A 20562-nucleotide genomic window follows, 5' to 3' on the forward strand; every position below is an offset into this window, starting at 1 on the left:
AACTCTCTGTGATGACTATGATGATCTATCTGGAGGGATGATGAATGGCACTGATAGTTCAAAAGTACGGTGGAACGTCTGTAGGCGACACCGAAAGAATTAAGAATGTTGCAAAGAAGATTATAGAGTCGAAGAAGAAGGGAAATCAGGTTGTTGTTGTTGTATCAGCGATGTCAGGTGATACAGACCGTCTTATAGGTCTTGCTCACAAGATAACTGACCTTCCTAATGAAAGAGAGATGGATGTTCTCATGTCTTCCGGCGAAAGAGTATCTATTGCACTTGTGGCAATAGCAATCAGGAGTATGGGAGAAAAAGCAGTCTCCTTTACCGGCCGCCAGGTAGGAATGCTCACTGACAAAGTTCACACCAAGGCGCGTATAGAAAAGATAAATGCCGGGCGGATAAGGGCAGCGCTTGACAGCGGACACATAGCCATTGTTGCAGGCTTTCAGGGAATTACGGAAGAAGGGGATGTCACAACGCTTGGACGCGGCGGCTCAGACACATCGGCTGTTGCCATTGCCGCAGCGCTAAACGCAGATGTCTGCGAGATATATACTGATGTTGACGGAGTTTACACCGCTGACCCCAGGATAGTCCCGGGAGCAAGAAGGCTTGACAAGATATCCCATGAGGAAATGCTTGAGATGGCAAGCCTTGGAGCAAAGGTTTTGCAAATCAGGTCTGTTGAATTCGCAATGAAATATAATGTTCCTCTTTATGTATTATCGAGTTTTGCTGAAGGAGGAGGCACACTTGTCACTATGGAGGATGAAACGATGGAACAGGTTTTGGTCACTGGAGTTACACTTGCCCGCGATGATGCAAAAGTATCTATAAGAAGAGTTCCGGACCGGCCGGGTATAGCAGCATCAATATTTAAACCGCTCGCTGATGCAAGCATCGTGGTTGACATGATAATCCAGAACGTAAGCAAAGACGGTTTTACGGATATAACTTTTACGGTCAACAAGGCTGACTGCAAGAAGGCGTTGAAGATCATGGAGCCGATAGTAAAATCTATTGGAGCTGCTGAACTCAATACAGATGAGAATATATCGAAAGTATCTATCATAGGCGCCGGGATGAGGAACCACGCAGGCGTTGCATCGAAGATGTTCGAATCGCTTTCAAAAGACGGTATCAATATCCAGATGATAAGCACCTCGGAAATCAAGATATCCTGTATCGTGGAGGCAAAGTACGGTGAGCTTGCAGTAAGGATTCTCCATGATGCCTTTGCTCTTGATAAGATAAACAGATAACAGGCAGCATTAAATAGAAAATTCGAAAACGCATGTTTTAAGGTGCGCAATTAATATGTGAGGAATATGCCGTGATCAAAGTTAAAAGAGCACTGATAAGTGTTTCTGATAAAAAAGGGATAGTGGATTTTGCAAAGGGATTAAATGAACTCGGCGTTGAAATAATATCAACCGGCGGCACTGCGCGCTCAATGAGCGAGAGCGGGATAAAAGTGCAGGAGATATCTGATTTTACAGGGTTCCCGGAGATGCTCTCGGGGAGGGTGAAGACTTTACATCCTCTTGTACATGGAGGCATCCTTGCCATAAGAGATGACGAGACCCACATAAAACAGGTTGAAGAGCACGGCATAAAATACATAGACATGGTTGTTGTAAACCTCTACCCTTTTGAGGCTACAACAGCAGATGAGAACTGCCCGCTTCCACATGCCATTGAGAACATAGATATAGGCGGACCGGGGATGATCAGGTCTGCCGGGAAAAACCACAGGTTCGTGGCCGTAGTGGTAAACCCTGATGACTATGCGAGCATCCTTGCAGAATTAAAGGGAAATAACGGCGCCCTTAAAGAAGAAACCTGCTTTGATCTTGCAGCCAAGGCTTTCTCACACACAGCAAGATATGACTCTGTGATTTCAGCTTACTTCAATGCAAGGAGGTCTTACAAAGAAGGAGAATTCCTTGCCGGCGAGTTTGCAGTAGGAGTGAGGAAGGTGCAGGAGCTGCGTTACGGGGAAAATCCCCATCAGCGGGGAGCATTCTTCAGGGTCGGAGGCGAAGACGGCGGAGTTGCCGACATGAAGCAGCTTCACGGGAAGGAGCTTTCATTTAACAACATCATAGATGCTGACGGCGCATTAAATGTTGCACTTGATTTTGATGGGATAGGCTGTGCGATAATAAAACACACGAATCCGTGCGGTGCAGCTCTTTCAAAGATATCTGTAAAAGATGCATATCTCAAGGCTTATGCCACTGATCCGGTATCTGCCTTTGGTGGGATAATCGCCATAAACAGACAGATTGACTCTGATGCAGCGCAGGAGATATCAAAGCTTTTTGTCGAAGCCATCATTGCTCCTGCTTTTTCTGATGAGGCATTGAAGATACTCACTGCAAAGAAGAATATCAGGCTTCTTACTCTTGATTTTGACAGGGCAAGAACAAAGAGAGCTGGCATGCTCGATATAAAGAGGGTATTAGGCGGGCTTGTCATGCAGGAACGCGATGTTGCTGACCTTGACAAAAACACGATTAAGATCCCGACAAAGAGAAAACCCACAAATGATGAGCTTGATGCGCTCCTCTTCGGATGGAAGATCGCAAAGCATGTAAAATCAAATGCCATAATATTTGCAAATAAAGACCAGCTCGTAGGTGTCGGCGCCGGACAGATGAGCCGTGTTGATTCCGTGAAGATCGCAAGGATGAAGGCACAGCTTCCAACCAAGGGAACAGCGCTCGCATCAGATGCATTCTTTCCTTTCAGGGACGGGATTGATGCGGCGGCTGAAGCCGGTATAACATCCGTAATCCAGCCCGGCGGTTCGGTAAAAGACGAGGAAGTCATTGCTGCATGCGATGAGCATGGGATTGCCATGGTGTTTACAGGAATCAGGCATTTTAAGCACTGATTTATAAAACCAACATTTGGTATAATACTCTGCTATTGGAGCATCTGCTCCGCATGATGTTCTTTTTTGCGTCTGCTGGCAAAATCTTGTGTTTTCTGAACTGAATAAAATTAATCGAGGGGAAATAAATGGATTTGAAAGTCTTCTTCACAGTCTTTTCCACCATATTCATAGCTGAGATAGCTGATAAAACGCAGATTGCGACTATGCTCTATGCCTCTGAAAATGAGCACAGCAAACTGACAATATTTATCGGTGCAGCCTGTGCCCTTGCTGTTACTTCTGCGATCGGTGTATTTGCAGGGAGTGTCCTTTCAAGCTTTATAAATGAAAAGGTAATGTCAAAAGTAGCAGGCATTGCATTTGTCATTATAGGGGCTTGGTCGTTCTTCCGGGGATAAATCGCAGAGATTATTTTGAAGAAGTTTTACTTTTCCCCGGCTCCCCTGAAAACATAGAACCTGCTGCCCAGCTTTTTCTGGAAGTTGTCAAGGTAGATGTAGATTACAGGAGTGATGTAAAGAGTTATTATCTGGGAAAAGAGCAACCCTCCAACTACGGCAAGACCTAATGGGCGGCGGGTTTCCGCCCCGGCGCCAAAGCCAAGAGCTATGGGAAGTGTTGCCATTAAAGCTGCCATGGTTGTCATCATTATTGGACGGAACCTTATGAGGCATCCCTGATAAATGGCTTCTTCCGCGCTTTTCCCCTCTTTTCTTTCCGCTTCAAGTGCAAAGTCTATCATCATGATGGCATTTTTCTTAACGATTCCTATGAGCATTATTATTCCTACAAAAGCGTAAAGATTTAGTTCAACGCCGAAAAGCATGAGTGTAAGAAGTGCGCCAAGTCCTGCTGACGGAAGCCCCGAGAGAATAGTCAGAGGATGTATGAAGCTTTCATAGAGTATACCGAGCACGATGTAGATCACGATTATAGCCATAAGAAGGAGAAACCAGAACCCCCGCATTGATGATTCAAATGCCTGCGCTGTTCCCTGAAAACTTCTGCTTATTGTCGGTGGAAGCGTGACATCAGCTAATTTATGTACCTCGTCAACGGCATAGCCAAGAGGTATTCCCGGTTTAAGGTTAAAAGAGATTGTGACAGATGGAAGTTGTCCCAGGTGGTTTACGGAAAGCGGGCCAACATTTTTTGTTATTTTTGCAACAGCGCTTAATGGAATAAGCTCTCCTGATGATGAACGTATGTATAGGAGAGACAAAACTGAAGGATTAGTCTGATACTTAGGTTCAAGCTCAGTTATTACTCTGTACTGGTTTGAGGATGCAAGTATGGTTGATACCTGGCGGGCGCCGTATGAATAGTAAAGGGCATCTTCTATCTGCTCTGCTGTGACACCAAGGGTTGATGCCTTGTCCCTGTTGATCTCGACATTTACCTGCGGGTTTTTGATCTGTAAATCGCTTGTTACATCCTGAAGCCCCGGGATCAAACGAATTTTGTCTTCGAGGATCGGAGTATAGGAATAAAGCTCTTCGATGTTTGGTCCCTGCAAAGTAAATTGGTACTGGCTTTTTGTAAGCTGTCCTCCAAAGCGGACTGTGGGAAGATTCTGCATGAAAATCCTGAGCCCCGGGACATCTGCTGTTTTTATCCGAAGGTCCTGTATGATATCATCCACTGTGCGCTTGCGCTGGGAGCGGTCTTTGAGATAAATAAAGATACGCCCTGAGTTTCCGGCAAGGTTAGGCCCTCCGGAACCAACGCTTGACATGAATGAGCGGACATCTTTGTCTGTTTTTACTATATCAGCCATCTGCTTCTGGTGTTGTGCTATGGATTCAAAGGATATTCCCTGCGCACCTTCGGTAAAACAAAAGATCATCCCCGTGTCTTCGCTCGGGAAAAATCCCTTTGGAATGGCACCGAAAAGGTAGATTGTTAAAATAAGAATAATAAGTGATACTGCCAGTGTTGTTCTCCGGTGTTTTATAGCTGTTTTCAAAGTATTGTCATAGAGACTGAACAAGGCATTAAAAAACCGTTCGGAGAGTTCGTAAATGCCGCTGTGTTTTTCCTCTTTCTTTTCTTTTAGAAACCTGCTGCAAAGCATCGGGGTGAGGCTTAATGAAACAAAACCTGATACAAGAATCGACAATCCGATGGTAACAGCGAACTCGTGCAAAAGCTTTCCTATAAGCCCTCCCATAAAGAGTACAGGGATGAAAACTGCTACAAGGGAAAGAGTCATTGAAAGTATTGTGAAGCTTATCTCCCTGGAACCGTTAAGGGCGGCTTCATACACGCTTTCTCCCTGTTCCATGTGGCGGACTATGTTTTCAAGCATGACTATGGCATCATCCACTACAAATCCGACCGAAAGGGTAAGCGCCATCAGCGAGAGGTTGTCTAAAGAATAATTAAAAAGATACATGAAGGAAAATGTTCCCACAACAGACATCGGGAGCGCCATGCTGGGAATAAAAGTTGAAGAAAGATTTCTGAGAAAAAGGAATATAACGAGCACGACAAGGCAGAGCGCGATAAAAAGGGTGTTCTTCACATCGTTTACTGAGTCCCGTATTGAGACAGAACGGTCATATATTACATTCATATCTATTGAGGCCGGCATCTGCTCGCGGAATGAGGGGAAGAGCTTTTTTATGGAATCCACGATTTCAACGGTGTTTGTTCCGGGCTGACGCAACACGGCAAGGATGATAGCCCTGTCATCAACGTACCAGCTCGCAATTTTATCGTTTTCAGTGCTGTCTATTACCCGTCCTACATCTTTTAGCCTTACCGGTGCGCCGTTGCGGTAAGCTACTATCAAAGGCTCGTAAGCCTTGGCGTTATTTAACTGCCCGGTCGCCTTTATGGTGAATGCCTGCTTGGAACCCCAGAGAGTTCCTGTGGGCAGATTTACATTGCCGCGTCGTATCGCATTTGCGACCTCATCGATTCCTATTCCCTTCGTGGCAAGGGCAGAAGGGTTAATCTGTGCCCTTACCGCATATTTTTGGGCTCCGTATATCTGTACCTGCGCAACTCCGCTTACCATTGAAATGCGCTGTCCTATAAATGTATCAGCATATTCATTTACAACGTAAAGGGGCTGTGTTGCTGAACTAAGGGCAAGAAAAAGGACCGGCTGATCTGCAGGGTTTACTTTTGAATATGATGGCGGACTTGGCATGTCCTGCGGGAGCTGCGATGCTGCTTTTGTAATTGCAGCCTGCACATCCTGTGCGGCTGCATCTATGTTGCGGTCGAGATCGAACTGAAGGGTCACCTGTGTGGAGCCCAGCGAGTTAGTGGAATTCATTGTACTTAAACCGGCAATCGTTGAAAACTGACGCTCAAGCGGAGTGGCGACTGCGGCTGCCATTGTGTCGGGGTTTGCGCCGGGAAGACTTGCTGATACTAATATTGTCGGGAAATCGACGTTGGGCAGATCGCTTACCGGAAGACGCTGATAAGAGATGAAGCCAAAGAAAAGTATAGCGAGCATGACAAGCGTTGTCATGACAGGACGCTTTATAAAAATTTCTGCAATGTTCATGGCTGGTTTTGCGGCGTTGCGGAGGAGCTTTTTATTTGGACTTTTGTACCGGGAAGAAGCTGAAGCTGTCCGTCTGTTACAACCGTTTCTCCTGCAGAAATGCCGTTTCCGATTAGAGACTCATTACCGGTCGTACGAATTACTTTTACAGGACGCGAGTCAACCGTCATGTCCGGTTTGACTACAAAAACATATTCTCCCTTCTGGCCTGATTGGACTGATTCTGACGGAATGACTATGGCGTTTTTCTCTGTTGAAAGGACAAGTGTTGTGTTGACGAACTGTCCGGGCCAGAGACTCTTTGCAGGATTCTCAAATGTTCCCTTAAGACGTATAGTTCCCGTAGCAGTATCAACGGCATTATCTATAAATGTAAGTTCACCTTCCTCAGGTGTTTGCCCATCATTAGGAATTAAAGCCTCAACCTTTAACGTTCCTGAAGATATGTTTTTCTTTATCGCGGACAGATTCTGTTCAGGTACCGAAAAAGTAACAAGTATCGGGGAAATCTTGTTAATGGTGACAAGCGAGGTATCATTGACCTTGACTATGTTTCCTGCCTTGACGTCAAGGTTGCCTGTCCGGCCTTCAATCGGGGAATAAATCGAGCAGTAACCTAGCAGTATTTTTGCATTGTCGATTGTTGCCCTGTCGGATTGAACTGATGCTTCCAGCATTTCCCTGTTTGTACGTGAACTGTCGTAGTTTTCCCTGGCTATGAACCCTTTTTCGAATAATGATTTATAGCGCTCTTCTTCTGTTGCTGAATTTTGAAGCTGTGCCTTGTCTTTTGCAAGATTGGCTTCAGCCTGATTAAGGGCTGCTTTAAAAGGACGAGGGTCTATTGAGAAAAGAAGAGCACCTTTTTTTACATCATCCCCTTCTTTAAAGTGGACAGTCATCAGCTCTCCGCTGACCAGTGTTTTTATTGTTACGGATGAGATTGTTTCTACTGTTCCTATGGCATTTATTGTGACCGGGACATCTTTTGAAACTGCCTTTGCGACTGTCACAGCGACTATTCTCTGTCTGTTTGTTTCATCTTTTGTTTTTGATGAACAGCCCGTGAAAAATAATACTGACAGAACCCCAAAACATGCAATTAATAATAAAAAGGCAGAATGATGTTTTCTGAGATTATTGATGTATATAAAATGACCAGATCTTGATTGCATGGTTTTAACCTCCTCACCAGAATTCATAACGTCCGGAAGCTATCACAAAAACGCCTAAAAGAAAATTAGTAATCGCATGGGCAGCTATACAATCTGAAAGTTCGCGTCTGTGGTATAATACGACATTGTATATTGCTCCTGCTATTATGCCTACAAGCCATTGGCTGTGCTCGGAGCCAAAAAGCAAAGAACTTATTATAAATGAAGTCCATGTGAAAGTTCCGAACTTTACCTTCAGAAAATCAACATTTATGATAAAGCGAAGGACAAAAGAACGCCAGAAAAGCTCTTCCATTACGGGTACTACTATAACGCTCCCTATCATCCGGTTGAAAATAAGCCATGCGCGAAACATACGGCTTTCAAATATGCCCGGATCATAGGATGCAGCATCGAGCTTTGGGTAGAAATCATCAAAGCCAACCCATATTATGAATACAGCTATCCCGGCAAAGAGTGCGAAAAAAGTCCACCCCATACTGAGCTCTTTATAACTTTTCCAGTAATATATGATGAGGAGTGCGGCAACCAGTGTTTTAATAGGGTAAACGTAATATACTGACCCTTCTATCAGTCTGCTTATTTCTGTTAAAATCATAAAGGCAGTAAAGGGTATTATGTATGGATAGTATGGACGCCAGTCCGTTTTTTTCTTATCTTTTCCCTCCACACTCTTTCTCCAGATTAATTGCCAGATTAATTGACCGGATATTTCTCCGAGCTGTCTATTATTATTGTCACAGGGCCTGCGTTAATAAGCTCTACGTCCATCATTGCTCCGAAGATACCTGTTTTTACCGGGATACCGTAAGTCGAGATTTTTTTTACGAACATCTCATAAAGAGGGATTGCCTTTTCCGGTTTTGCGGCTTTTACGAAACTAGGTCTTCTTCCTTTCCTTGTATCTCCAAGGAGTGTGAACTGGCTTACTACAAGAACCTCTCCGGAAATGTCAATGCATGAAAGATTCATTTTGCCATCGCTGTCTTCGAATATTCGCAAATTCGCAGTTTTTTCTGCAACGTAGTCCGCATTGTCTTCATTGTCATCTTCGCTTACACCGAGCAGTACGAGCAAACCTTGTCCTATTGATGAACAGAGTTTCCCGTCCACTTCCACCTTTGCATTGCTTACACGCTGGATGACAGCTTTCATAAATTATTAAATAATTATTAAATATTGATTGTTAGAAAATTTTGATATTATGAAATAATTCTAAAAGCAAGGCAGATTAACAGCAATCTTTTTGGTATTGCCTTGCTCCTCCGCGCTGTGTTAATAAACGCCGGATGCAGTGAGAAACCATTTCATAAAGGTGTTATGGGGAATGAGGAGAAAATAGTCTGCCAGAACAAGAAAGCCTATTATGAGTATACGATTCTTGAAAAATATGAGGCTGGCATGGTGCTTCTTGGAACTGAGGTAAAATCTTTAAGGGAAGGAAAAGGGAATTTAAAAGACAGCTATGCGACTATCAGGGATGGAGAAGTCTTTCTTTATAATTGCCATATAAGCCCCTATTCACATACCGGGCAGGAAGGGCATGAACCCTTAAGGACTAGAAAGCTTCTTCTCACGTCAAGAGAGATAAACAAGCTCTCCGGCAAAGTAGAGGAAAAAGGGCTTACCCTGGTGGCGACTAAGATTTATTTTAAAAATGGACTGGCAAAGATTGAGATCGCCCTTGCCAAAGGGAAAAAGCTCCATGACAAGAGAAAAGCGATACAGGAAAAGGAAGTAAAGAGAGAGCTTGACAGACAGGTAAGACAGAGACGGGATTAGATGATGATAGAGAAAAAAATGAGAAGATTTAAAATAAGAATATTGGCAGTCGTAATGTTCCTGTTTTCATTTTTGCTGTTTGCAGGAATGGCAAATATTCTGTCAGCAGAGGGGAAACCGGCACAGTCAGGGAAAATTGTTGTCATAAATCCTGCACAGGGGGGGAAAGATAATGGGATCTCTGTTGACGGAAAGGTCTTTGAAAAAGATATAGTTTTGGGTCTTGCCCTGTCGCTTAAAGATAAAGCGCCCAATTGCGGTTTTGCAGTCTCACTTACAAGGGATAAGGATGCGGATCTTACTCTGTCCGACAGGATAACCATGGCGAATATGCGCTCCCCAATGGCTTTTATAAGCTTCCATGTAGGGGCATCTTTTGATTCTGCTGTACGGGGGATAAAGATATATACCTGGTCGAAAAATCTGGGGATGCTTTCTCTTGGAACGGAGAAAAAATTTAAAAGCTGGACTGACAATACTCCAGGCAGTCAGGATGCGGGTGGAGGTGAAGCATCAAATGAAACTCCCTCCGCCGCTCCAGGTACAGCACCGAAATTAAAGATAAAGCCATTAAGCGAAGTGCAGGAAGGTTCCAGTGAAGAAAGCCAGAAACTTGCATCAGCAATAAAAGATGAGATAAGCAAGCTCCCGGATATCCCATGCACCCTCGAGCATGCACCTTTGGCTGACCTAGGAGGGATTGCGGCACCGGCGGTTGTTATAGAAGTTTTTCAGGCATCTAATCCGAAAGACAAATCAGCGCTTCTCGATGAGAACATAAAAGACAGTATTGCCTCTGCAATATGTAAAGGAGTGGGTAATTATTTATCAGGGAAAAAGATTCAAAATGAAGAATAGAGTAATTATATTTGTTGCCATAATCATTTGTGCCGGGCTTTTAAGCTGTGTAAAGGAAGAGAAGAAAAAGCCTGTCAAAACTGAAGAGGCTGTTGCAGAGAAATTGCTTGTTGATGAAGAGTTATCTATTTTTATCCCTTCAGGAGGAGCTATTGTTCCCCATAAATCGCTATTCCAGTTTCTCCCTGAAGACGGCAGTGAAGAAAAAATAAAAGCAGTTTTAGCCCGTCTGTTAAAAGGAGATGTGAATTTTTCTACGGTCTTTCAATCTGCAGGGCAATCATCCGGGCCCGGAGCCGCCGGAATTGATGTGCTTGATGTCATAATAAGCCGCGAGAACATTGCGTACGTAGATCTAAGCAGATCTTTTATGACGAGGAACCCGACAGGCATTACATCAGAGATTGAGGCTGTCAACTCTGTTGCACTCACTGTCTTGAAAAATTTTCCGGAAATCACGGGAGTAATGATCCTGATTGACGGCAAGGAGCAGAAGACACTTGCAGGTCATGTCGATATCTCAATGCCATTTCGGCTGTCAGATTCTGATAACTCCCAGGGGGTGCAGTAACAGTGCCCGAAAGAGCAATAGGCGTCTTTGATTCAGGCATCGGGGGCCTTACGGTATTAAGGGAGATATCAAAGCTTCTGCCTCAGGAAAATCTTGTTTATCTCGGAGACACGGCACGCGTACCTTACGGCTCAAAATCTGCCGAGACAGTCCGCAGGTATGCAATACAGAATATAGACTTCCTTCTTACCAAGTATGTGAAATTCCTTGTCGTTGCCTGTAACACCGCATCTGCCTATGCGCTTGAACTCATAAGGGAGCACTATGATGTCCCGGTAATCGGGGTTATTGATCCGGGGGCAAAGGCGGCTGTGAGAGCAAGCGCGAATAAGAAAATCGGAGTGATAGGGACAAGGGCTACCATAGGAAGCGGAGCTTATGAGAAAATCATACATTCTCTGGACAGCACCGCCGAGATTTTTGCAAAGCCCTGCCCCCTCTTTGTCTCTCTTGCAGAAGAAGCGATGTTCGAAGGGGGGATAACGGACAAGGTTGTGGAATTTTATCTCAAGGAGATTAAAGAGTGCGAAGTTGACACCCTGATTCTGGGCTGTACCCATTATCCGCTCCTTAAAAAATCCATTGCGAATTACATGGGAAAAAATGTGACACTTCTTGATTCAAGCATTGAGACAGCTTCTGAAGTGAAGAGGATTCTTATTGAAAGAAATCTTCTCAAAAAATCTTTTGAAGGACCTGGGACCTGCGACCTTTTTGTCACAGATGATTCCGAACATTTCAGAGGGGCGGCACATCTTTTTACAGGAAATGGTATAGTGAAGCTTCAGAAAATAGATCTTTATAAGGAAGAAAAATAGGGGAGAAAAGTGAGAAAAGGAAAAAGAAAACCTAATGAGTTAAGGCCGGTAAAGATAACAGTAAGACCGGTAAAATATCCAGCCGGTTCGGCGCTGATCGAGGTTGGCGACACAAAGGTGCTCTGTGCTGCAAGCATACAGGAAGATGTCCCGAAGTTCCTTGCAGGAAAGGGAACGGGATGGGTGACTGCCGAATACTCTATGCTTCCTGCATCGACTAATACAAGAAATCAGCGTGAGCGCGGTGGAAAGATAAGCGGCAGGACGCAGGAGATACAAAGATTGATCGGGAGGAGCCTGAGGGCTGTAGTTGACTTTTCCCTGCTCGGCGAAAGGACAATAATGATTGACTGCGATGTTTTGCAGGCTGACGGCGGCACAAGGACCGCCTCCATCACTGGAGCCTATGTCGCACTTAAAATGGCGGCGGAAAATCTGGTCAGGAAAAAGCTTGTTGAGAAAAACCCGGTTACAGGGCAGGTTGCGGCAGTAAGCGCAGGCATTATAGGAAAGACGATTTTTCTTGATCTTGATTATGATGAGGATTCAACGGCAGATGTTGATATGAACCTTGTAATGACAGGAGACGGAAAGATTGTGGAGGTACAGGCTACCGGAGAAAGGGAGAATTTTTCCCAGTCCGAGCTTTCAAAGTTAATTGGAACAGCAGAGAAGGGGATCAATAGACTTTTTGAGTTCCAGTCGAAGGTGCTAAAGACTGCTAAAAGATGAAAATCAATGAGTCACTTGAGGTCATGGGAATTTGATGATATAAAGAATTTTTTTAATTGAGAGAAAGTTCATATGCCGGTTTATGATCCAAAAACGATAGAAGAAAAATGGCAGAAGAGATGGAAAGAGACTGGAGAGTTTAAAACTGAAACTGACTCTTCCAAAAAAAAATACTATGTCCTTGAGATGTTCCCCTATCCTTCGGGAAGAATCCATATGGGGCATGTCCGCAATTATGTGATCGGAGATGTCATTGCCAGAGGCCGTAAGCGGCAGGGATACAATGTCCTTCATCCTATGGGGTGGGATGCCTTCGGACTGCCGGCTGAGAATGCAGCCATAAAGAACAGGGTACAGCCTGCGGACTGGACATACGACAATATCAGGTACATGCAGGAGCAGTTGAAAAGCCTTGGACTTAGCTATGACTGGGAGAGGGAAGTTGCCACATGTTCTCCTGAATATTACCGGTGGTGCCAGTGGTTCTTCCTTAAATTCTACGAAAGAGGGCTTGCATACAGGAAAGTGTCTTCAGTCAACTGGTGCGGCTCCTGCAACACAGTGCTTGCCAATGAGCAGGTAGAGGGAGGCAAGTGCTGGCGCTGTGAAAACGATGTGATTCAGAAGCAGATGATGCAGTGGTTTTTCAGGATCACCGACTATGCAGATGAATTGCTAAAAGACCTGAAAAATTTGAAAGGCTGGCCTGAGCGTGTTCTCACTATGCAGGAGAACTGGATAGGAAAGAGCTTTGGTACGGAAGTGGATTTCCCAATAAAAGGAGATGTAAAGAGCGGAGAAAAGGCCATCAAGGTTTTTACTACTAGACAGGACACACTCTTTGGGGCAACATTCATATCCCTTGCGCCTGAACATCCTATGGTTGAAGCTTTAATTGCCGGCCTTCCGGAAGCAGAAGAGGTAAGGAAATTTGTTGCCCGTATTGTGGCTGCTAAAAAAATCTCAAGGGATATTATTGATAAGGAAAAGGAAGGGGTTTTTACAGGCAGATATTGCATCAATCCATTGACAGGCTGGGAGATGCCGGTATATGTGGCGAACTTTGTCCTCACCGAATACGGCACTGGAGCAATCATGGCAGTGCCGGCCCATGACCAGCGTGATTTTGAATTTGCAAAAAAATATGACATCCCGGTCAAAATTGTCATAACTCCGGCAGACAAGGATTTAAAGCCCGAAGAATTAAAAGAAGCTTATGTTGAAGAAGGTGTTCTTGTCAATTCAGGTGAGTTCAGCGGTATGAAGAGCAGCAGCGCTCTTGAGGCGATAGCAGATTTTCTTGAAAAAAAATCCATTGGCAGGAAGACTGTAAACTACAAGCTTCGGGACTGGGGAATTTCAAGACAGCGCTACTGGGGCGCTCCAATCCCGATAATTTATTGCGACAAATGCGGTGCAGTGCCGGTCGCTGAAAAGGACCTTCCCGTTGTACTTCCTCTTGACCTTGAGCTTAAGTTTATAGGTGATTCGCCTCTAAAGGACTCTGATAAATTCATTAACACGACCTGCCCCAAATGCGGTTTGCCTGCACGGAGAGAGACTGACACAATGGATACATTCGTTGACTCATCATGGTATTTTGCCAGATACTGTTCCCCGCGCGAGGATAAAGAAGCGCTAAAGAAGAGTGACATTGACTACTGGATGCCTGTTGATCAGTATATCGGCGGAATTGAACATGCCATCCTCCATCTTCTCTATTCGAGGTTTTTCACTAAAGTAATGCGCGACCTCGGTCTTATGGATGTTTCGGAGCCCTTTACAAGCCTGCTTACACAGGGGATGGTAATTAAAGACGGTGCAAAGATGTCGAAATCCAAGGGAAATGTTGTTGACCCTGATGACCTTCTTAAAAAATACGGTGCTGACACTGTGAGGACTTTCTGCCTTTTTGCCGCACCACCAGAAAGGGATCTTGACTGGAGCGATGAAGGGATTGAGGGTGCTAACAGGTTTATCGGAAGGCTCTGGAGGCTTGTGGAAAGGGATATCGAAATTAAAAAAACGGTTTCTGTCGCTGGCCAGAATAATTCTAATAACAAAGAATTATCGGAGGGAGCGCTTAAACTTCTCCGGATCACCAATAGGACAATAAAAAGGGTGACTGACGACATCTTGTTAAGATATCATTTCAATACCGCTATCGCTTCGATCATGGAGGCGGTAAATGAAATCAATTTGATAAAGGATGAAGAAATTAAAAATGATCCTTCGATGCAGCAGGCTTATGATTTTTCGGTAAAAACTCTTCTCACTCTTTTTTGGCCCGTTGCTCCCCATGTTTCAGAGGAACTTTGGGAAATGACAGGTGAACAGACACCCATATCTAAGACTGCCTGGCCATCTTATGATCCTTCAATGCTTCAAGAAGATGAGATAACTATAGTGATCCAGATTAACGGAAAAATGAGGAGCAGGGTTCAGGTGCCGCGCGAAAGCGGAGAGGAAACCATAAAATCTGTTGTGTTAAGCGACAGCAGGGTAAAAGAATATATTGGCGACAACAATGTGAAAAAATTCATACTTGTCCCGGGAAAACTTGTAAACATAGTGATAGGAAAATGAAAAAAAATCTAATACTTCTGTTTATTATACTTCTGCTTCCAGCATGCTATCACATTTCACAGGGAGGAAGCTCTTCGATAAAAGACAACATGGCTCCAGTTGCTGTTCCGATTTTCAAGAATACAACAGATCTCGAAGGGATCGAAGTCCCGGTGACTGAAGCAGTTATCAGAAAAGTAAGCCGTTACGGTGCTGACAAGGTGGTTAGTGTAGAAAAAGCAAGAACCATTATAGATGGAACTGTTATAGGTTATAACCTTTCTTCAGCAGCAATAGACAGCAGGCACAAAGTTGTGGAGTACAAGCTGAGCATCACTCTTAAAGTGAGCGTAACGGATGCACGGGATAATGAGGTATTGTATAAGAATGATTCATTTGTCGGCTCTTACGACTTTAAAGTGCCCCGCGATTCTGTTGACCGCAAGAGAGAAGAAGGCAGGGCATTGGAATATCTGAGCGAAAAAATGGCGTCAGAGCTTGTAACAGAAGTATATGAGGGATTTTGATAGAATTTCTGCAATCATCTATTCTTTTTTCTCGTTGTCTTAACTTTTACTTCATATGGTCCATGGAATGTGCTTCCGGCTTTATTATCAATGTCTTCAATTTTGTACCAATAAGTTCTTCCAGACTCTATATCAATATCTTTAAACGTGTATTTTGCTCCCATTGTTGCATTGCCTTTTGAGGGGATTACTTTTCTATTTAATTTTATGTAATCTCCGTCTTGTGTCTTGCTGCGGTAAATATTAAATCCAATATTATCTATCTCAGATGCTGTAATCCATTTAATAAGTACCTTTTTCCCTCTCTGCTTTAAAGTTACAGATGCCATATCTATAACAGTAGGTAATTGATTGGGAATATATGCTTCTGGATACTGCAAGTATTCTATGCCAGAGCTGCCATTGTTAGCGAGACGAAAGCAGTAACTACAGTCACTATTTGCATTAGGTGTGCTCTTTATGGAAAATTCAACTTCTGTAAATTCGTATCGGCTCAAAGATATGTTACCAGTTTCATTGCCGGCATCCATTGCTTGCCCGGGATTAAAATTGATATTAGTATCAGTAATACCGTCAGGAATATTAGTAGTTAGTTCATAGTTTGTAAGAAAACTCGAATTAGCTATTTGCCAGTGTTCATCAAGGGGTTCTGAAGGTAAAGAAAACCAATTAGTAATTTCTGAACAAGTGGTAATTTTTCCCCCGTATTCCAAACTAAATTTAAAATGAGGACTGATGCTCATTTTTACAATTTTTGCAGGCCGAGTGTTAAAACCTACATAGGCGTAACCATTCCTCACATCAATAATACTTGAACGGGATCTTTCTTCTCCGTTTTCCAAATTTAGAGTTTCCACAATAGTAAAATCTGGTAAATTTACTTTAATTATTTTAGTAGGGGAATGGTAATTGTAATTAGAAAAATACGCATACTCATTAATCGGGTCAATAAATGCTGTCCGAAAATTTGTTCCCAAGTCTGTTGAGACAATAATTGAATTGACTCGCTCAAAATTTTCCAAATCTATTTTTACGATTCGTGCATTATTTGTGTTGTTTCTGTTAGCAAAATAGGCATATTTATTATTTCTATCAATAACAGCTGAACGAAGAAAATTTTCTCCAACAGGTAAAGTTATTGATCCGATACGCGCAAATGACCTTGAAGGGTTAACATCAATTTTTATTATCTTTCCCAAATTTGTATTTGAATTATCTGGCCCTATATCTGTGCTAAAATAAGCATATCCATTATTAGTATCCATAACTGCAGCGCCAAAATAACTTTCATCCGGATAACCTGTAAAATCAATTGCGTCAACTCTTGCAAAAGATCTATTTGGGTCTATATCAATTTTGATAATTTTCCCTGGTTTACTGGGGTCAGGGTCAAAGTCGGAAATATGTGCTCCAAAATATGCATACCCATTAGCTGTGTCAATTACTGCACAATCTAAGTAATTTTCTCCTGTGTTCAAAGTAACTGCAGCGATACGCTGAAAATTAGATAAATCAATTTTAACGATTCTACCGGGAGAGGTATGAGTTCCGAAATAAGCAAATTTATTACCCGGGTCAAGAACAACCGTATTAGGAGCATCTTCTCCGGTATTCAAAAGTATAACACCTTCTTTTTGAAGAGTAGCAAGATTTACTCTGACAATTCTTGTAGGAGAATCTTGGCTTCCAAAGTAAGCGTACGTACCAGTTGAATCCATTATAGATGATGAGAAATATCCTGCTCCTAAAGGCAATTCAAGTGTACCTTCGCGTATAAAACTTGCTAAATTTATTTTTGCTATTTTACCTGGAACTGTGTGCATTCCAAGATAAAGATAGCCGGCAGAGGTATCAATGACAGATGATTGCGCAGAATCTTCGTCAGGAGTTAAATCAATTACCGCAGCACGTGTAAAGGAATTAAGATTGAACTTAACTATTCTTGTTCCTCCGGTAGTTCTGTCGCCAACAAAATAAGCATAGTGAACTAATCCGCTGGTATCAATCGCTGCTGTTGTCATTTTTCCGTCAATATTAGATGCGGATGAGCTTGCACTTACGGTAAAATCAGAGAGCCTTACTTTTACAATTTTAGACCAGGTCTGACCTTCCCCAAAATAGGCATATCCGTCGATTGTATCTATTGCAGATGACAGGAATCCGAGAGTTGAAGAAACACTTATGGTCGATATTTTTTGGAAGGTGTTGACAGGATTTATATCTACTTTTATGACCTTAGCCGGATTTGTGTTGAGACCGAAATAGGCAAACCCGTTTCCAGCATCAATAACACTCGTTGAAACCTGATTTTCCCCGGTCGCGAAAGTTATGGCGCTTTCTTTTGAAAAAGTAGAAAGATTGACTTTAATTACTTTTCCGGGAGTAGTGTTGGTTCCGAAATAAGCGTAATGAGTGCTTCCGCTCGTATCAATTACAGCGGTCTTCAGAGCGTTCTCACCGCTCCCCAGGGTTAAGGTTGCGACATGTCTAAATGTGTGTGAAGGGTTGATATCTATCTTGAATATAAGCCCGCTGCTTCCGTAGTTATTTGCGAAATAAGCATACCCTTCTATTGGGTCAATAACTGCTGACGTAAGAAAGTATTCACCGGGATTTGAATAATCAGCCAGTGAAATGGCATCCACTTTTGAAAAATCGCTGAGACGAATCTTGATTATTTCGCCAGGCGCCGTGTTAGTACCGAAATATGCGAACCCGTTTGCATTGTCAATTACACCGCAGTCGATGTAATCCTCAGGGAAATTCATTGTTAAAAGAGCTTCCCTCTTGAATGCAGAGCTTGCGGAAGTCATTCCGAACCTGAGGCGCTTGGTTTCGTCTTTGTTTATTTTAGGAAGGGGTGTATCTTCAGGTGCAGCGAATGTTGCGCTTATTTCACTTCCGTTATCGTTTCGCCATCGGTAATGCGATTGGGAGGTGTATTCAGAAAAAGCTGAACTACAGGTAAAAATAATTAAAACAAATAAAAAAAAACAAAATATCTTTTTAAGATTTTTTTCCATTTTTTTAATCATAAATATTATTAATGTTATTTTCTTAAATTAGCTTGATAGTTGTTTTAATTATTTATCCTTCTGAAAAATGTTATAAGGCTTAATAATCGCAATCTTCATGCCAAAACTATTTCTTTTTAAAAAGGTTTTGTTTTTCAATTAGATAGATGTGCATATTATTTTAATAAATAGTTATTTTTAAAAAAAATGTCAAAAAATCCGACAGATTTTTTTGTATTTATTGCCAATAGCAAATAAATTCAGTGTGTTAGCTTGTTCAAAAACCCGACGTATTTTTCATGAAAAAAATCCGGGTTCTTGATATACCGAAGTTGTTAAAGTATGCCTCTTGTCTTTAGCAGAAGTATATGAGGGATTTTAAACTTTACTTTGCTGCAGAAAGCTGTGCAACTTTTTTTGAAAGCCTCGAAATCTTCCGTGAGCCTGTATTCCTGTGGATAATCCCTTTGCTTATAGCTTTGTCGATTACAGGGATAGCTGTAGAAAGTGCTTTTTTAGCTTTTTCCTGATCCTTCCCTTCCACAGCTGCAATAACTTTCTTCACCTCTGTTCTGAGATGGCTTTTAACTGTCTGATTTCTTAATCTGTTTTTCTCGCTTTGCCTGATTCTCTTTGCTGTTGACTTATCTTTTGGCACAATTGTCTCCCTTTGTTAATTAGGGTTGAGTAATTATCATAATAGTTGTATTTGTCAAGCATCAAAAAGAGATAAAGGTGATATTGGGATGATAATGGGAAAAATTAATGGAGTAATGAGATGGATTCAACGGCAAGTATCAAAGTAGACTCTCGCTGCTCTAAACGTTTACTGGGCGGACATCTGTGGGTTTATGAAAGCGATATAAAAAGCACTGAAGGGGGCTATTCCGGCGGGGACATTATTTCGGTTTTGGACAGCAGGGGAAAGTTTATAGGAAAGGGATTCATTAATGACCGTTCAAAGATAAGAGCGAGGATTCTTTCTTTCACTGATGAGAAAATTGATGCCGGATTTTTTAAAAAACGAATTCAAAACGCTTTAGCGCACCGCATTTTTCTTGGGTTTCCTCCTCACAGTTCCTTCAGAGTTGTTTTCAGCGAAGGGGATCTGCTTCCCGGGTTGATTGTTGATAAATATGAAGATGTGCTTTCAGTGCAGTTTACAACTCTGGGGATGGAGCAATGGAAGGGGGAAATCATCGAGATATTGAAAGATCTTCTTTTCCCTTCAGCTATAATTGAAAGAAGTGATATAGGTGTGAGGGAAAAAGAGGGGCTTAAACAGGAAAAGGGAATCATTTATGGAAAAAAGAATGGAAAAATGGAACCTCAAAAAACCATAAAGCAGGACGGACTTCTTTTTAAAGTTGATCTCCTTGAAGGACATAAAACCGGGTTTTATCTTGACCAGCAGGACAACAGACGCGTGATCAAGCCCTTTGTGGCAGGGAAAAAAGTGCTCGATTGTTTTTCATATAGCGGCGCTTTTTCCATATATGCGGCAGCATTCGGAGCAACAGAGGTTGTGGCAGTCGAGGACTCAGGAAAAGTGATGGATATATTGCGTGAGAATATAATGATAAACGGTTTTGAAAAAAAAATCAGGACAGAGAAAGGCGATGCATTCCAGTGGATGCGGGAAGCTTATAAAAAAGATGAACGTTTTGATTGCGTTATGCTCGACCCCCCATCTTTTGTCAGAGGAAAAGATGCAAGAGGAGGCGCATTGCGGGGGTACAAGGATATAAACATTCTTGGACTTAAACTCTTAAACGATGGCGGATACCTTGTTACTTCATCCTGTTCCCAGAGTATTTCTGCTCATAACCTTATAGAAATAGTGAAAGATTCTGCCTCTGATGCAGCGTGTTTGGTACAGTTGCTTGAAATCCGTCAGCAGGCAAAGGATCATCCAATACTTGCATCAATGCCGGAAACTCATTACCTGAATTTCATAATTGGTAAAAAAATCTCACATTAATTTTATCAAAAAACAATCCAGATTATTCCCGAGTTAACCTTTGCCATCTTTATAGTTATTGTCAACTAAGCTATTAAGTGTCGGATTCCTGAACATTGTTAGAATCAC

Annotated in this window: 17 protein-coding genes; 11 read left to right on the forward strand and 6 right to left on the reverse strand. The window is 42.6% G+C overall.

The features are described from left to right. Positions 1-44: 44 nt before the first annotated feature. The 3 genes from HZA77_01810 to HZA77_01820 all read left to right on the forward strand — a co-directional run bounded on the left by HZA77_01810 (position 45) and on the right by HZA77_01820 (position 3306). Positions 45-1268, forward strand: a complete 1224-nt coding sequence (locus HZA77_01810; GenBank protein ID MBI5374138.1) for an aspartate kinase — start codon at positions 45-47, stop codon at positions 1266-1268. 74 nt (positions 1269-1342) lie between these two features. After that, the gene (purH, locus tag HZA77_01815) at positions 1343-2905 is read left to right on the forward strand and encodes a bifunctional phosphoribosylaminoimidazolecarboxamide formyltransferase/IMP cyclohydrolase (protein ID MBI5374139.1); all 1563 of its coding nucleotides are present in this window, start codon (positions 1343-1345) and stop codon (positions 2903-2905) included. Between the two features lie 128 nt (positions 2906-3033). Further along, complete coding sequence (locus tag HZA77_01820) at positions 3034-3306, forward strand: TMEM165/GDT1 family protein (GenBank protein MBI5374140.1); 273 nt, start codon at positions 3034-3036, stop codon at positions 3304-3306. Between the two features lie 26 nt (positions 3307-3332). Here the strand turns inward: HZA77_01820 and HZA77_01825 are convergent, their stop codons facing one another. Genes HZA77_01825 through HZA77_01840 form a run of 4 tightly spaced genes read right to left on the reverse strand, consistent with a single transcriptional unit; the run spans position 3333 to position 8761 of the window. Next, entirely contained in the window at positions 3333-6431 is a 3099-nt protein-coding gene (locus tag HZA77_01825; GenBank protein ID MBI5374141.1) for an efflux RND transporter permease subunit, read from the reverse strand. Next, positions 6428-7606, reverse strand: coding sequence for an efflux RND transporter periplasmic adaptor subunit (locus HZA77_01830; GenBank protein MBI5374142.1), 1179 nt, complete (start codon positions 7604-7606; stop codon positions 6428-6430). The genes HZA77_01825 and HZA77_01830 overlap by 4 nt, the downstream gene beginning before the upstream one ends. Positions 7607-7619: 13 nt before the next feature. Next, entirely contained in the window at positions 7620-8276 is a 657-nt protein-coding gene (locus tag HZA77_01835; protein ID MBI5374143.1) for a CAAX prenyl protease-related protein, read from the reverse strand. A 26-nt stretch (positions 8277-8302) separates the two neighbouring features. Next, positions 8303-8761, reverse strand: a complete 459-nt coding sequence (locus HZA77_01840) for a D-tyrosyl-tRNA(Tyr) deacylase (GenBank protein MBI5374144.1) — start codon at positions 8759-8761, stop codon at positions 8303-8305. Between the two features lie 165 nt (positions 8762-8926). Between HZA77_01840 and smpB the strand changes: the two genes are divergently transcribed. The 7 genes from smpB to HZA77_01875 all read left to right on the forward strand — a co-directional run bounded on the left by smpB (position 8927) and on the right by HZA77_01875 (position 15459). Then, positions 8927-9388: an SsrA-binding protein SmpB gene (gene smpB, locus HZA77_01845; protein MBI5374145.1), complete on the forward strand. Its 462-nt coding sequence runs from the start codon at positions 8927-8929 to the stop codon at positions 9386-9388. Positions 9389-9406: 18 nt separating this feature from the next. Beyond that, positions 9407-10246, forward strand: a complete 840-nt coding sequence (locus HZA77_01850) for an N-acetylmuramoyl-L-alanine amidase (GenBank protein ID MBI5374146.1) — start codon at positions 9407-9409, stop codon at positions 10244-10246. Further along, positions 10236-10817 (forward strand): GerMN domain-containing protein, encoded by a 582-nt coding sequence (locus HZA77_01855; protein MBI5374147.1) that lies wholly within the window; start codon positions 10236-10238, stop codon positions 10815-10817. Before HZA77_01850 ends, HZA77_01855 begins: the two co-directional genes overlap by 11 nt. A 2-nt stretch (positions 10818-10819) precedes the next feature. Continuing rightward, positions 10820-11635 carry a glutamate racemase gene (locus tag HZA77_01860; protein MBI5374148.1) on the forward strand — a complete coding sequence of 272 codons (816 nt, stop codon included), beginning with the start codon at positions 10820-10822 and terminating at the stop codon, positions 11633-11635. Between the two features lie 9 nt (positions 11636-11644). Then, on the forward strand, positions 11645-12367 hold the full coding sequence (rph, locus tag HZA77_01865; protein ID MBI5374149.1) for a ribonuclease PH: 723 nt from the start codon (positions 11645-11647) through the stop codon (positions 12365-12367). A gap of 72 nt (positions 12368-12439) precedes the next feature. Then, positions 12440-14953, forward strand: coding sequence for a leucine--tRNA ligase (locus HZA77_01870; protein ID MBI5374150.1), 2514 nt, complete (start codon positions 12440-12442; stop codon positions 14951-14953). Further along, complete coding sequence (locus tag HZA77_01875) at positions 14950-15459, forward strand: LptE family protein (protein ID MBI5374151.1); 510 nt, start codon at positions 14950-14952, stop codon at positions 15457-15459. The genes HZA77_01870 and HZA77_01875 overlap by 4 nt, the downstream gene beginning before the upstream one ends. Before the next feature lie 14 nt (positions 15460-15473). Here HZA77_01875 and HZA77_01880 read toward each other — a convergent pair whose 3' ends face one another. Together HZA77_01880 and HZA77_01885 are read right to left on the reverse strand one after the other, a co-directional pair. Then, on the reverse strand, positions 15474-18482 hold the full coding sequence (locus HZA77_01880; GenBank protein MBI5374152.1) for a hypothetical protein: 3009 nt from the start codon (positions 18480-18482) through the stop codon (positions 15474-15476). A gap of 376 nt (positions 18483-18858) precedes the next feature. Beyond that, on the reverse strand, positions 18859-19131 hold the full coding sequence (locus HZA77_01885; GenBank protein MBI5374153.1) for a 30S ribosomal protein S20: 273 nt from the start codon (positions 19129-19131) through the stop codon (positions 18859-18861). 120 nt (positions 19132-19251) lie between these two features. Between HZA77_01885 and HZA77_01890 the strand changes: the two genes are divergently transcribed. Next, complete coding sequence (locus HZA77_01890) at positions 19252-20454, forward strand: class I SAM-dependent rRNA methyltransferase (GenBank protein MBI5374154.1); 1203 nt, start codon at positions 19252-19254, stop codon at positions 20452-20454. Positions 20455-20562 lie beyond the last annotated feature (108 nt).

This window comes from Candidatus Schekmanbacteria bacterium (genome assembly GCA_016219965.1).
Classification (GTDB): Bacteria; Schekmanbacteria; GWA2-38-11; order GWA2-38-11; family J061; genus JACRJM01.

What these genes read in the sequence shown, in the direction of transcription:
- HZA77_01810 (MBI5374138.1), top strand. Translation starts at nt 45, where the DNA reads ATGGCACTGATAGTTCAAAAGTACGGTGGAACGTCTGTAGGCGACACC.
- HZA77_01820 (MBI5374140.1), top strand. Translation starts at nt 3,034, where the DNA reads ATGGATTTGAAAGTCTTCTTCACAGTCTTTTCCACCATATTCATAGCT.
- HZA77_01825 (MBI5374141.1), bottom strand. Translation starts at nt 6,431, where the DNA reads ATGAACATTGCAGAAATTTTTATAAAGCGTCCTGTCATGACAACGCTT.
- HZA77_01830 (MBI5374142.1), bottom strand. Translation starts at nt 7,606, where the DNA reads ATGCAATCAAGATCTGGTCATTTTATATACATCAATAATCTCAGAAAA.
- HZA77_01840 (MBI5374144.1), bottom strand. Translation starts at nt 8,761, where the DNA reads ATGAAAGCTGTCATCCAGCGTGTAAGCAATGCAAAGGTGGAAGTGGAC.
- smpB (MBI5374145.1), top strand. Translation starts at nt 8,927, where the DNA reads ATGGGGAATGAGGAGAAAATAGTCTGCCAGAACAAGAAAGCCTATTAT.
- HZA77_01850 (MBI5374146.1), top strand. Translation starts at nt 9,407, where the DNA reads ATGAGAAGATTTAAAATAAGAATATTGGCAGTCGTAATGTTCCTGTTT.
- HZA77_01855 (MBI5374147.1), top strand. Translation starts at nt 10,236, where the DNA reads ATGAAGAATAGAGTAATTATATTTGTTGCCATAATCATTTGTGCCGGG.
- HZA77_01870 (MBI5374150.1), top strand. Translation starts at nt 12,440, where the DNA reads ATGCCGGTTTATGATCCAAAAACGATAGAAGAAAAATGGCAGAAGAGA.
- HZA77_01875 (MBI5374151.1), top strand. Translation starts at nt 14,950, where the DNA reads ATGAAAAAAAATCTAATACTTCTGTTTATTATACTTCTGCTTCCAGCA.
- HZA77_01880 (MBI5374152.1), bottom strand. Translation starts at nt 18,482, where the DNA reads ATGGAAAAAAATCTTAAAAAGATATTTTGTTTTTTTTTATTTGTTTTA.
- HZA77_01890 (MBI5374154.1), top strand. Translation starts at nt 19,252, where the DNA reads ATGGATTCAACGGCAAGTATCAAAGTAGACTCTCGCTGCTCTAAACGT.